Raw genomic sequence first — 13,865 nt, 5'->3', positions numbered from 1 at the left:
ATATGCTCTCTATCATCGACACCGTCAAATCCTATAATGGTAATATCGTCGTCAATATCCCGCAGCTGGACATTCCCACCGGCGAGATCATCGGCCTGGTCGGCAACAACGGCGCCGGCAAGACCACCCTCTTCCGCCTGCTCCTGGACCTGATCCGGGCTGACAAGGGCGAGATCCTTTCCAAAGAAAAGAACGTCGCTGTCTCGGAAGACTGGAAAGGATACACAGCCGCTTACCTTGACGAAGGCTTCCTGATCAACTACCTCACACCGGAAGAATACTTCTATTTCATCGGCAAATTACACCAACGCTCAAAAGCCGATGTAGACGAGTTCCTGCAAAATTTCGAGGCCTTCTTCGATGGCAGCATCCTCAACAGCGGAAAATACATCAGGGACCTTTCTAAAGGCAACCAGTTCAAGGTCGGCATCGCCGCCTGCCTCCTGCAGCAGCCGGAGCTGCTGACCCTGGACGAACCCTTTGCCAACCTGGACCCCTCTTCCCAATTGCGCCTGATCCGGATGCTGAAAGAGCTTCCGGCTCAACAACGGGTCACCGTACTCATCAGCAGCCATGACCTGAATCACGTCACAGAAGTATGCCACCGCATCCTACTGATGGAAAAAGGTCGCATTATTAAGGACATCGATACCACCGCCGATACCCTGCAGGAATTGGAATCTTATTTTGAAGTCTAGCTTATGAACAGGAAAAACAGGTACTCATTTAAAAAGGTTTGCTTCTGGGTCACCCTCGTTAATGGGATTATGTTGGGCCTGTCGTTGTGGATAATCTATTATGTCAAAAACCCCTACCAGAGCCTTGACCTGACGCAGTTCAGCCTTGCCCGCTATATCCTCCGGGGTGCCGTATCCATCGCCTTCCAGTGTGTATTTGATTACTTCGTGCTCAATCAATATTACAGGCTGATGGCTAAAAAGGCTGAGTGGCCTTCCTATCTGATGTGGACCTTAATTTTCCTCCTGTCCAGTCTTGCATACTACATGCTCAACGACCTCACCATCCGCAAAGAAGAATTTAAGGTGGTCTTTGACATAAGTCTGAAGCTCTTCTCCTATTCCATCGCAGCCATATTTCAAATAGCGCTCCCACTGGTCTTCGCTGCCATCACCCGGCAGCTGGACGAAAAGAAATGGCAGGCGGAAAATCAAAAAGTGCTGGAACAGCGCACCTCCCGGCTGGAAAAAGAAAAGATGCAGGCCGACTATCTCTTCCTGAAAGCACAGATCAATCCCCACTTCCTCCATAACACCCTGAACTTCCTCTACGCCCGCTCCCTCCCCTACTCATCTGAATTGTCCGAAGGCATTCTCACCCTGTCGGAGATCATGCGCTATTCGCTCGATAAAGAGGAAGACACAGATGGAAAGGTCCTGCTCACCCGCGAGATCGAGCATGTACATAATATCATTAAGATCCAGCAGCTGCGCTTCGGCAACGCCCTGCAGGTCGCCTTTACGATCCAGGGCAACCCCGAAGACCTCCGCATCCTGCCCTTCGTCCTGATCACGCTCGTGGAGAACGCTTTCAAACACGGGGACCTGAAGAACGCTGACCACCCCGTCACCATCGACCTTTGTATCGACGATGGGAAAAAGCTCCGCTTCCGTTGTGTGAACAAGAAAAAAACTGGTCCTAAAGAACTGTCCACCGGCATCGGGCTGGAAAATACCCGCAAACGCCTGGAACTGGCCTATGGAGAAAATTATTCTTTGTATATTAAAGATCAACGGGAAGCTTATATCGCTGACCTTTCCATTAACTTATAACCATGACCACCTGTATCATTGTGGACGACGAACAACATGCGATCGATGTGCTGGAGCACTATATCAAACGGATCCCCTCCCTGCAGCTGCTGGCTTCCTTTACCAATCCCCTGCAGGCGCTGGAACTGCTCAACAGCCAGAAAGTCGACCTGCTCTTCCTGGACATCCAGATGCCGGAGATCTCCGGCCTTGATTTCATCCGCGCCATCCAGGGCCGGTCGAAGGTCATCCTCACGACGGCATACAGCGAATTCGTCACCGATGGCTTCGAGCTGGAAGTAGAAGACTACCTGCTCAAGCCCATCCCCTTCCCCCGCTTCCTCAAGGCCGTTCAAAGGATCCAGCAAACCCAGCCCATCCAGCCCACCTCCGAATCATCCACCCCCGACGCCGGCTTCGACGATTACTTTTTCGTAAAAACAGAGCTGAAAGGCAAAATGCTGCGCATCAATTTTAAAGACATTGATTACATCGAAAGCATGAAGAATTACGTGGCCATCCATCACAATGGCTTGAAGACACTCGCCCTTCTCACCATGAAAGACCTGGAAGAACGCCTCCCCGCCACCCGCTTTCTCCGCATCCACCGGTCCTTCATCATCGCCGTGGACAAGATCACAGCCATCGAAGGCAATACCGTACTGCTGCGCAATGTACAGGAAGGCATCCTGCTGGGCGAGACCTATCGGCCCGCATTTCTGGAAAAGATGAGAGGGAAGATCCTCCAATGAACTACTTCCGCCGAAACACCTTCACCGGATTACTGATCGGCTTCACCGTCCCTATATACGCATAAATAGCCGCCAGATCACTCTCCGTCATCCCCGCATACATCAACCACGGCATAGGCGTATTGAAATCCCCGGCAGCGACCGTCTTCAGAACATACCCACTATCCGTATACTGCTTGAATTTTCGTATAAAAATATTCCTGTCCCAGTTCCCAATGCCCGTCGCTTTATCAAAAGTAATATTAGACGAAGTAACGACCGTCCCATTAGGAAAATCAAACTCCCTCCCACCTCCGAACTCCGTCCCCGGTATCTTCGTTCCCTTATCCACCTTGCTATGACATTCCGTACACCCCGCCATAGTGACAAGATATTTCCCATATCCTATGACATTATTGGAATCCAGTTTTTCTTCAAGCGCCGCCTTGGAAGGCATCGTATTAACAATGATATTCAAAGGGAAATCCAGCTGATGGGCGGGAACCTCATTCTTCACAGCAGGAAGGGTCCGCAAATAGGCAATGATGCACATGATATCCTCGGCATTCGTTTTGCCATAGTTGGGATAAGGCATCAGTGGAAACAGCGCCTTTCCATGCTTGTTCTCTCCCGTAGTAATGGCCCTGAACAATTCCCCATCCGTCCAGTCGCTGAGTGCTGCCGGCGTGATATTAGAAGAATAGAGCGTCCCTGGAAAACCTATCTCCTTTCCAAACTTTTCACCCCCGCCGCCAAAAATCTCTTTCTTCAATGGCCCGGCATAAAAGGACCAATCCCGCCGGCTATGACAATCCATACAGGCCGCCACATGATTGGCCAGGTACTCGCCACGCTTTACCCGCCCCGGCGTCACCTGCACCTTCATATCCGTCGGCTTGCCGACATTCGGCAATGCCGTCTTAATAAAAACAACCACGCAGACCAATCCGAGAACGATCACGCCTAAAATGATCAATACGACCTTAATTGCTTTTTTCATGCGGCCAAAATAGGAAAAAAACAGCAAAGCCCCTCCAAAGACCGCCACAGGCGGTCTGCCCGAAGGGCCATAATAAGAGTCTAAAAAAACCTAACCCTGGCCGTCAGGCCAACCTCAATAAAAACAGCAAAGCCCCTCCTGAAGGGGCTCACTGTCTCCTATGAAGGCCGTCAGGCCAACCTCAAATATGTATAATACTACTGTTTGATCAAATACCCAAACAACCCATCCTGCTCATCATTAGGCCCCGCCGTGAAATAAAGCCTGCCCTTATCTATAGTGGAAGTAGTCGGGGGGAACACCAAAGCCCACAACCCTTCGATCACGATCGTATGCTTATGCGACTGCAATTGCCCCAGGAACAGCCCCTGAAGACTATAAACATTGATCCGGCCATCGCCAAAATTACCCACGAGTATGACAGAATCCTGATGAAGCCCGCCATCCATCCCTTCATGATGGCTGTCTGAACCACTGCTATTTACACTTTTGTTATGTCCTTCATCATCACCCATATCATTTGCATCCAGGAACTTCTCGCCGGCAGCCGCAACACCCCAGGGGGAATTCAACGGACCGTTCGAAGCAAACCTGCTAACAAAAGAACCGTCCGGTTTGAAAATGCTTACAAAACCATTGCCCGGACCTTTCACATCGTCTCCATCAGGACCCACCTTGGCATAAGTCACGAACAACCAGCCCCCGATCGCCTGGATATTGAAAGGACTATACCCCGCGGGAATAGCAGGATCCTTGAATGGCATGGATACATTCGCGAAACCCGTATCCCATACGACGATCCTATTGCTTTTGAAATCAGTCGCATAGATGTAATTATTCGTACCCCAGGAAGAAATAGCCAGGCCCTTGAACGAAGCATTGGGGGAAAGATCCCTGATCTTTATGGCATTGTTGCCGGCGCCTCCATTCCATCCTGAAAGGATCCCGTTTTCAGCTACGAAAAGAAAGGCTGCAGCCGAGCCATTGGAAAGCCGGAATCCCTTCCCGCCCGCAAAGACAATGCCGGTGGGATTCCCACCCATCGTATCGGTGGAAGTAGGAATATTGACTGCCGGCCTTGCAGGGATCAAAGCTCCCTCGGCAGTATAGACCTCGCTGACCCCGCCTCCGTTGGAATTTACCCAGGGCGTTCCCCCGGAAGAAAATGCCAAACCCCAGGCATTCATCAGCGTAGTGTCCATATGGGTGGCATTATATTTACCATTGTTATCTACAAGGTTCACCTGGGTAAAATCCCGGAGATCTTTTCTTATTTCGTTCAATTTCCGGCAGCTCACCGTCAGCGCCAGCAAGGCAACTAATACAACAAGTAGTTTTTTCATACATAGCAATTTTTAGAGTTAAGGTATGCCTATGGTATGCCACAGGCGTACCGCCCGAAGGGCAATAATTAGCGTTTTAAATAAACCATCCTTGGCCCTATGAGGGCCAAACTCCTAATAAATCCAATCAAGGTCTAAAACAATCCGACTACATGCGCACGAAGCTTTCTACTGGCAAAAATGGGGGACATTCAATTCTCAAAGGGAGGAGATAGTTCCCGAGGGGCAATGAGAACAAACGGCAGTTAATCTCCAGAGGTTGCCCCTCCGTCAGACCAACCCGCAAAAATCCCAAACCCCGCAAAAACAGCAAAGCCCCCCAATACCGGGAGGCCAGCCGCCTGTGACGCGATAGCAACCTACCGCTTAATAATGTATCCAAACACTCCATCCGCCTCATTCTCAGGCCCTGCCGAAAAATACAGCTTTCCCTTGTCCCCATCAGGTGGCGCTGGCGGGAAAGACAAAGCCCAAAGCCCTTCAATCGTGATCGGATGCTTATGAGACTGCAATTGCCCGAGAAAATGTCCCTCCTGGGTGAATACATTGATCCGGCCATCCCCGAAGTTTCCAACGAGGATCACAGGATCCTTTGGATCACGCCCCCCATGATTGCTATTCCCGATCTTCTCATATCCTCCACCCCCATCTTCACCCCCGTCTACATCCTGATCTTTCAGGAACGAACCTGGCGCCATCACTACTCCCCAGGGCAGATTCAATGTACCTTTGGATGCGAAGCGTCCGACAAATGATCCATCCATGTTGAAGACACTGACATAACCCTTACCGGCGCCGGCGATCCCATGCCCCTTCGAGGGCCCACTGGTCGCAAGCTCACCATAGATCACAAAAAGCTTGTCGCCCACCGCCTGAATGTTATAAGGTGAATAGGAGGAAGGGATCCCCGGATCTTTAAAAGACATATGCACGGGCTTAAACTCCGTATTAAATACATCGATCTTCTTTTCTCCGAAATTGGCGCCATAAATATAGTTATACCCATTGCTGGTGCCGATAGCCAGCCCCGTATAGCTGGTGGCCTCATTGTACGGATGGTTCAACCGCGTTGCCACATTGCCCCCGTTCCAGGCCGACAGCACACCGTCAAAGCCATCAAAAATAAAAGCAGCCGTGCCGTCACCCAGCTTAAAGCCCATGCCCCCGCTGAATACAATACCACAGGGCAATCCGCTTACAGAATCAGTGCGGGAGGGAATGAATATGCCCGGCCTGACAGTGGACCCATCAAGATGATAAAGCTCGCTCACATGCCCGCCCACGGAATTCACCCAGGCTATATTGGTAGGGGACCAGGCGATCCCAAAGCCGTTTATCAGGGTGGCATCCAGGCCCGCCATAGGATGGTATTCCTGGGAATTAGCCCGAAGGTTCACTACATCGAAATCACGCAGATCACTATCGTGAACATTTGATTTATGACAGCCGAAGGACAATGCCATCGCAGTCACCAGCCCCGCAGCCGTTAGTTTCCTGTTGTGCATACGTAGAAAGATTTTAGGTTAACATTTTGCAAATCGCCTGCAAACCTACAATCCCTTCCCGCTGCATTTGGCCCGCAACTTCCCAACGACTTTTCTTTTCTTCCGAACGACGGCTTTCATCTCATATGCTATAATTGCAGATCCACCCGCTTCCCCGATGCAACGGAAGCATAGATCCCATCGATGACCTTCAGGTCCTTCACCGCTTCCGCCCCATCCACGGGAACAACTGGCTGCTCCCCTGCCAGGAGTATGCCCGACATTTCATCCATCTGCAAGGTCTGATGCGTGACGATAGGCTGATTTAATTCCCCCAGATGCGTACGCCCCTTGATAGGGCCATAGCCCGTTGAAGGCCACATCTCCGCCCATCCCCCCGTGCCATCCAGGAAAAACTTGTCCAGATTATTCATATTGTAAGTAGAAAGACAGGACGCCACCGCTCCGCTGGGAAAACCCAGCTGGAACTGGATGGTCTCATCCACCCCTTCCTTGAACTTCACCTTATCCGTCTTGGTCTCCTGCGCCGTCACCCACACGGGATCCTCGCCCACCATATATCGGGATCCGTTGATGGAATAGATCCCGATATCCATCAGGGAGCCACCACCAGACAGCTGCTTATTCAACCGCCACTGCGTAGGATCACCAATCGTAAAGCCGGTAAGCCCCTGGAAAAAACGGATGGTCCCGAACTGTCCCGCCTTCCGCATCCGGATAACCTCCAATGTATGCGGCTCGAAATGCATCCGGTAGCCCACCAGCAGCTTCACGCCCGCCTGCTTGCAGGCATCTACCATCTCCTGCCCCTCTTTGGCATTCACCGCCATGGGCTTTTCGCAAATGGCATGCTTGCCGGCCTTCGCCACCCGGATCACCTGGTCATGATGCAGGGCATTGGGCGTAATGACATACACGGCATCGATGTCCGGATTGTTCCTGACGGCATCGAAATTCTCGTAGTTATAACAATTCTTCTCGGGGATATTATACTTGGCCTGCCAGTTCTTGAGTTTTGCAGGCGTGCCGCTGATGGCGCCCACCAGCTTCGCCTTTTTACAGGATTGCATGGCTTCCGCCACACGGGTCCCATAGCTCCCCAGGCCCATAATGGCCACCCGTAGCACAGGCCCGTCATACGGCGTGTTGCATCCCACTACGGGTACCGTGGCTGCAGCAAAAGAGGTAATAGAAGGAAAGGCGATGGCCGAGGCGGCCAGCTTTTGAAGAAAGTCACGTCTGGTATTCATGGCAATAGATCTTTAGATGAGTGATGATCTAAATTTACTGATTTTGCCTTAAAACCTGAACTGTAGCCGTAACGTCAATACATTGTCTTTTAGATCCGACGTATAACCCGGCAGCAGCGTATGCTCATTTTTTACGAAGTCGTACCACGCCACTACTTTCATATTCTCATTACAATAATAAATATACCCCACCCCCAGTGTGCTGTATTTGATATTGGTTGCATTCAGGTTCGCACCCGCCGCACCGATATTCTCCCCGCGAACATCAGTATTGGGATCATACCAGTCATACTTGACACAAACCTGGTGCTTTACGGAAAAAATATTTTGCAGGAAATAAAGATAAGCGCCGTCAAAATGCCGTACGAACGTCGGCTCGGCCAGCAAGGTCGCCGGCGTCTCCGAGCTGGTAGCCGTAGCCGTTTGTGTACCCCGTATATACTCGCCCCTGATCTCCGTAAATCCCCATCCATGCCGGACCTTCACCTGCACGTCTGCGCCATAATACTTACGAGGCGCCTCCCGGCCTATATTCCCCAACGACGAATCCGCCACAAATGCCTTTTCACCTCCTCCAATCCTTCCCATTTTATATTGCGTTGCCGTATTTTGTAAGAACCCTCCATCCAGCATCGATATACCCGCGGAAAACGTCACCACCCGCGAAAGATTGACTGGCTTCAAAGCCACCCGGGCAATAAGGTCCTTGTAGTTATCATAATCCGCCGCGGCCGCCAGCCCCTGCCCATTGAATACACCCACATCCACTTTCAGATAACGCAAAGGATGCCCCTTTTTACGGGGCTCGAATGAGAACATCGCCCCCAGGTCACGCTCGGTCTTCATCAATATCTGCGACATCCTTCCCCGCTCCGGCGACTCCCTGTCCGAGGACGCAAGGTTGACCTCATACCCGAATGGCCGGGCAAACATCCCCATGGATAAAGAAAACAGTTCCCATTTGTTCTCAAAATAACGGCCCCAGAAATCCCGGATAAAGACGCCCCGTTCCGTACCGTCAAACTGGAACACAAACTGCACCGAAGCCTTATTCTCCTCCGTAAATCTCGCGTATTCAAAACGAAGCCGCCCCCGCCGGATCATAAATCGATTGGAAACATAAGGAGCAAAATCACCGCCGGCATAGGTCTTAGCCCCTTTTTCCTGGATCACCTGGAACTGTGGCTGGATATACCCCCCGATATTCACGCGGTCGAATTTCTTATAGATGGAAAGAAGGCCCTTGCCCATATTGGTCGTAGTGTCCACCATATCCATTAGGAATTGGGCGGATAGCGCCTTCACTGCCAGGCTTAAACCTAGCAACAGTCCGATTTTCTTCATGCAGGAGTGCTGAACTTTCGCGCAAATCTATAGAAAACCTGGCATCAACTGTCCGATTAACCCATAAATCTCGTCCGCCGTCCTCCCCTCCTTCCGGAGAAACTGCACGGAGGTGGCCCCCGCCGACTTCGAAAGCTTCATTCCTCCCTCCTCCAATAAAGCATGATGATAAAAACAGGCATCGCCAAAAACGGCTCCCCCCGGCAAGAGCCCGGATAGGTACATCTGCGCCAGCGTGGAAGGCCAGAGATCCTGCCCTCGCACAATAAGGTCGACCCCAAAATGCAGATCGTCTATGATAGATGTTACTTGATAAGCTGGAAACCCGTCTTTCTTGCGCACGACAAAGTCCTTCATGCTCCCATCCAGCGGCCCCGAGAAATCAGCTGCTTCCACCCCCCGCACCTTCAGCTCCCGGAACAGATCCGTCCGCACCCGCCAGCTGACATCCGGTGCATCCAGCGAAAGCCCCTTGTCACGGCAAGTCCCCGGATACCCTCCTGCGGTAACTGCCCGGGCAATCTGCGCCCGGGAACAGCTACAGGCAAACAGCACCCCCTGGTCCCGTAACGCCTGCAAAGCCGCAAGATACTTCTCCATCCGATGCACCTGCGACCACACCGCTTCAAACTCCGCAAGCCCCAACGGCCCCTCATCCCACGATATACCTAAAAAATGTAAAGTCTCAAATATGTCCTGCACATAACGTTCATCCACCCGGTCCCTGTCCAGATCATCAATCCTTAGCAAAACCCGGGCGCCCATCCGCCGGGCAAGCCTCGAAGTGAGGACAAAAGACGCCACATTCCCCAGATGTAGAAAACCACTGGGCGTTGGCGCGATCCTTGTCCTGTTAAACCTGGGCTGCATCAGCCGCAATTTACAGACTATTTCACCAGCAGCCCATCTGGTATCTTCCCCTCCGCCGTAGGCAGCGACAAACCCAACAGCTTCGCCACGATCACCGCCTGGTCCCGCTGGTTCATCTCCTGTATCAATCCCCCTTTCTTAATCCCGGGACCATACGCCACATAGCCCGTCTGTATCTCATGAAAGTCCGGGAAATAGCCATGCGTTCCGCCACGCCCCGGCTTCACCGCCTCCCCGGTCATCCCATTTCCAAAACTGGCGCCATGCTCGCCGCTAAGTGCCAACGGCACCAGCGGGTTGGACCCACTGGCATCCAGCTGCGCCCGGTCGATCACCCGGAACAACTGCTTGTCTGCTTCCGGCAGGCTGTCTAACACCCGCCTTACCCGGGCCAGCGCCTCCTGATCATTCCTGTCTTTTAAATACAAAAAAGAGCCCCCGCCCACCGAGAAGAACTGCGCCTTCCATTCATCTTTTTTTACATCCGTGATCAACCCGGCCTTTACCAGCCAGACATTAGGGTTGATACTCGTCTTCACATCCACAAATCCATGATCGCCGGTGACGATGATCACTGTCCTATCCCAGATCCCGGCCTTCTTCAACGCATTCACCACGATACCTACACTGCTGTCGGCATCCTTGATCGCCATCCTTACACTGTCACCCTGTCGCCCTTGCATATGCTCATAATGGTCCACGGAAAAAAAATGAATGTTCATAAAATTGGGCTTGCTCTTCTCAATGACATATGCCGCTATCCTTGCCACGTTATGATCCCTTCCATAATCGATCTTATCGGCTCCGCCGAACACTTCCTTCCTAAGCACATCCACAAACCCTGCCGGCTTCGAATATTGCTCCCGCACCCTCTCTCCCATGCTGCCGATATCCGGAATATTATACTGGACAGGCGCATCGGCCGACACCGGCCAGAACAGGGACGCTACGGTCATCCCCTTCTTTTCGGCAGCATCCCAGATGGTAGGCGCATGAATGGAACTGTCATTCCAATACATCTTGCCGGTCGGGCCATTGGGCTCGAACATATTATTGAAATATACCCCATGCTTCACAGGCTGCACGCCCGTCACGATCGTGGTATGCGACGGATAGGTCATGGATGGGAATACACTGTTGACCCCATTCGCATGCGTGCCGCCCTCCATTAATTTCCGGATATTCACCGCACCCCACGACGGGTCCAGGTAAAAGTCGGGACGAAAACCATCCACCGTGATCAGTACGACATGCTCTACACGCTGGGAAAAACCTACCCCACACACAAGCAACGCAATAGCGACAAATAATAATTTCCTCATATGATCCTATTTACTTTTTTTAACTTCCACCTGCGCCATCACGGGAAAATGATCCGAAGGTGTTCTGGCCGTATACCTGCCGGTACTATCATCTCTCACTCTATACGTATCCGTGAGGATGCCATAACGGTCTACCTTGAATGACCGGCTGACAAATATATGGTCTATCCGGCTTTCCGTCTTACCATCCGCCCTGAAATTATTGAAGGTCCCGTTCAAGGCCAGCCGGATAGGGGCCAATTCATAACAATCCCTTAATACGCCCGATGCATTGATCAGCCTATAGCCCTCATTGGTCTGATCTACATTGAAATCCCCCGTCAGGATCACGGCCGCACCGGGCGGAAAGGTCTTGATCCTGGCCAATATCAGCCTGGAGCTCTCTGCACGCGCCTTCACACCGACATGGTCCATGTGCAGATTGAACATATAGAAGACAAAGCCGGTGCCGGTCTCTCTAAACTTCCCCCAGGTGCAGATCCTCGGCAGCACGGCATCCCATCCTTTGTTAGGCCGGTCCGTCGTGTCCGACAGCCAGAAATCCCCGTGCGCCAGTAATTTGAACTTCCCCGTCTTGTAAAAAATAGCCGAATGCTCGCCCGCATGTTTGCCATCATCCCTGCCGATCCCGATATAAGCATACCCAGGCAGACTGTCACGCAGCCCCTCCAGCATCGGATAAAGCCCCTCCTGCGTACCGAAGACATCGAGATCATGGAATCGGATCAATCCCGCGATCACAGGCAGCCGCTGGCCCCAGCCATTGCCATGCAATGAATCGCCATGGTTGGCATACCGCAGGTTATACGTGCCAATGTTGAAACGCTGCGCAAGCACACCAGCGCTAAAAAAAAGGGACAGCAATACAGCTGCCCCCCGGATCATCAATTTATTTTGTCCCACGATGCGTTCTGTGTAAGATTAGGATTAAGTTGAAGATCATTATAAGGGATGGGATACACCACCCGGAACTCATTCCAGAGCCGATCCTTACCCTGGTTGTCTAACCACATCAGATTACCATACGTACCAAACTCCAATGTCTGCGGGTTCTTCGTAGTGCCGATCGTAGGCGACACATTGATATACGTCACGCCGGATACATTCCCCGGAGCAGTCCCCTGGTAGAAACAGACATCAGGCTTCCCATCCTGGTTCAGGTCCATCAACTGGTTCAATGCAGGTACATACATTCCATTCCAGGGTTTCAGCATCAGCCTTCCCATACCCCACCTGGTCAGGTCCGCAAATCGGAAGCCTTCCAGCGCCAGCTCGATGCTACGCTCTCTATAGATCTCCAGCAGCACAGGACTGCCCACAGATGTGCTGGCGGCCTGGCTGGTATCTGCTCCCCAACGCCTGAAATAATTATCCAGGTAGGGATCAATGACAGAGGGTACGGTCGATCCACCCGCGACACCTGCCCGCAGGCGGAGAGCGCCAATCGTCTTCCCCCAGGTAAGACCATCCATCAACCCCAGCTCAGCCTGCGCCTCCGCATAGTTCAGGAGGATCTCCGCATAACGCATCATGCAGATGGAATTCGTATTCAGGGTGCCATTGTCATAATACGTATCATCCAGGCACCACTTGATGGGCTGATAGCCGGTGTAGGTATAGTTAAAAGCCGGAGGGGTCGGCACCACTGATCCACTGTTCACCCGCGTATAGCCCGGCGTACGGATGGTCTGTTGCAATCGCTTGTCGCGGTTCTGCGTCTCTTTCCAGAATGGCAGCGTGTCATGTCCCGGAATATCCGTAAAAGAAGTGCCGTCCGTATTCAGGTACATATTGACGAAGGTCTTGGTAAAATTCAGCCGCACCCCATACGTCGAGCTGGTATACCACCAGTTCGCATCATTCAGTATAGACAACGAAGGACTGGTGACGTTGGCCAGCATGATCTCGGAAGCGACAGGCGTAGCGCTGATGAACAGGTTACGATAAGACAGGTCCAGCCCATTCGCAGTATTCAGGCTAAGTCCCGCGCTGTCCATGACGGCTTTCGCGGCGCTGGCAGCTTCCTGCAACCATTGTGCGGCAGTCCCATCCAACCCTTTCGCCTTTGCCGTGGAATCATACCTCCTGAATGTGCCTTCAAAAAGACAGATCCTCGACTTCATCCCGTACGCCACCCATTTCGTGATCTGGCTCCGGCTGGGGTCACTGACGAGGGCCATATGCCCGATGGCATAGTTCAGGTCTGCCAGCACCGAATCCATCACCTTGGTGCGGGGATCCCGCTTCCCATACAAAATGGCCGTATCCGTCACGCTCAATGGCTTGCTGATCCAGGGCACATCTCCAAATCGCTGCACCATGCCATAATAGAAGTAGGCGCGGAAAAACCTCGCCAACCCGTTGAAATTGTCCCGGACGGCTTGTGGTACAGCCGTACTGGTGTTATTCGCAATAAAATAGTTGATGTTCCGCAGCTTCGTCCACGTCCAGCCGGTACTTTGCCGCGCATTGTAAAAACCGGGCCGGAGATAGTCCGGCACGGCATTACGGGCCCCATAATCGCTCATATCCCCATCCTTCCGGAATATATCATTGATGGTGGGCAAACTATCATAAAAAGAATTTGCATACAGCTGAAGTCCATCCTGGCTGCCGAAAACCACTTCCTTATTGCCGGTCGACTGCGGCGTCTGATCGAGACTCTTCTTACAGCTGGCCAGCAATAACACAGCCGCCAGCCAGATCGAATATTTTTTATTAAGGATCATAC

At 52.1% G+C, this 13,865-nt stretch carries 12 protein-coding genes; 3 read left to right on the top strand and 9 right to left on the bottom strand.

The window, feature by feature from the left end:
- The first annotated feature begins 2 nt into the window (after window positions 1–2).
- The 3 genes from Q4E93_RS30285 to Q4E93_RS30275 are packed head-to-tail and all read left to right on the top strand — an operon-like array spanning window position 3 to window position 2,521.
- Entirely contained in the window at window positions 3–698 is a 696-nt protein-coding gene (locus tag Q4E93_RS30285) for an ABC transporter ATP-binding protein (protein ID WP_303591685.1), read from the top strand.
- A gap of 3 nt (window positions 699–701) precedes the next feature.
- Window positions 702–1,790: a sensor histidine kinase gene (locus Q4E93_RS30280; protein WP_303591684.1), complete on the top strand. Its 1,089-nt coding sequence runs from the start codon at window positions 702–704 to the stop codon at window positions 1,788–1,790.
- Between the two features lie 2 nt (window positions 1,791–1,792).
- On the top strand, window positions 1,793–2,521 hold the full coding sequence (locus tag Q4E93_RS30275) for a LytR/AlgR family response regulator transcription factor (protein ID WP_303591683.1): 729 nt from the start codon (window positions 1,793–1,795) through the stop codon (window positions 2,519–2,521).
- Between the two features lies 1 nt (window position 2,522).
- On the opposite strand, the gene Q4E93_RS30270 is transcribed toward Q4E93_RS30275, so the two are convergent.
- The 9 genes from Q4E93_RS30270 to Q4E93_RS30230 all read right to left on the bottom strand — a co-directional run bounded on the left by Q4E93_RS30270 (window position 2,523) and on the right by Q4E93_RS30230 (window position 13,863).
- Complete coding sequence (locus Q4E93_RS30270; protein WP_303591682.1) at window positions 2,523–3,500, bottom strand: c-type cytochrome; 978 nt, start codon at window positions 3,498–3,500, stop codon at window positions 2,523–2,525.
- Window positions 3,501–3,697: 197 nt separating this feature from the next.
- Window positions 3,698–4,843: a TIGR03118 family protein gene (locus tag Q4E93_RS30265; protein WP_303591681.1), complete on the bottom strand. Its 1,146-nt coding sequence runs from the start codon at window positions 4,841–4,843 to the stop codon at window positions 3,698–3,700.
- A gap of 359 nt (window positions 4,844–5,202) precedes the next feature.
- Window positions 5,203–6,348 (bottom strand): TIGR03118 family protein, encoded by a 1,146-nt coding sequence (locus Q4E93_RS30260; RefSeq protein ID WP_303591680.1) that lies wholly within the window; start codon window positions 6,346–6,348, stop codon window positions 5,203–5,205.
- A gap of 128 nt (window positions 6,349–6,476) precedes the next feature.
- Entirely contained in the window at window positions 6,477–7,598 is a 1,122-nt protein-coding gene (locus Q4E93_RS30255; RefSeq protein ID WP_303591679.1) for a Gfo/Idh/MocA family protein, read from the bottom strand.
- A gap of 48 nt (window positions 7,599–7,646) precedes the next feature.
- The gene (locus tag Q4E93_RS30250) at window positions 7,647–8,942 is read right to left on the bottom strand and encodes a porin (protein ID WP_303591678.1); all 1,296 of its coding nucleotides are present in this window, start codon (window positions 8,940–8,942) and stop codon (window positions 7,647–7,649) included.
- Between the two features lie 27 nt (window positions 8,943–8,969).
- Window positions 8,970–9,812, bottom strand: a complete 843-nt coding sequence (locus Q4E93_RS30245) for a glutamate--tRNA ligase family protein (protein WP_303591677.1) — start codon at window positions 9,810–9,812, stop codon at window positions 8,970–8,972.
- Window positions 9,813–9,829: 17 nt separating this feature from the next.
- A complete protein-coding gene (locus Q4E93_RS30240) occupies window positions 9,830–11,134 on the bottom strand; it encodes an alkaline phosphatase family protein (RefSeq protein ID WP_303591676.1) in 1,305 nt (434 codons plus the stop codon).
- 6 nt (window positions 11,135–11,140) lie between these two features.
- Window positions 11,141–12,019 (bottom strand): endonuclease/exonuclease/phosphatase family protein, encoded by an 879-nt coding sequence (locus tag Q4E93_RS30235; RefSeq protein WP_303591675.1) that lies wholly within the window; start codon window positions 12,017–12,019, stop codon window positions 11,141–11,143.
- On the bottom strand, window positions 12,019–13,863 hold the full coding sequence (locus Q4E93_RS30230) for a RagB/SusD family nutrient uptake outer membrane protein (protein WP_303591674.1): 1,845 nt from the start codon (window positions 13,861–13,863) through the stop codon (window positions 12,019–12,021). The genes Q4E93_RS30235 and Q4E93_RS30230 overlap by 1 nt, the downstream gene beginning before the upstream one ends.
- Window positions 13,864–13,865: the final 2 nt, after the last annotated feature.

It is taken from the genome of Flavitalea plasmicola (assembly GCF_030546645.1).
Taxonomy (GTDB): domain Bacteria; phylum Bacteroidota; class Bacteroidia; order Chitinophagales; family Chitinophagaceae; genus Puia.
This window is presented reverse-complemented; position numbering and strand designations above follow the sequence as displayed.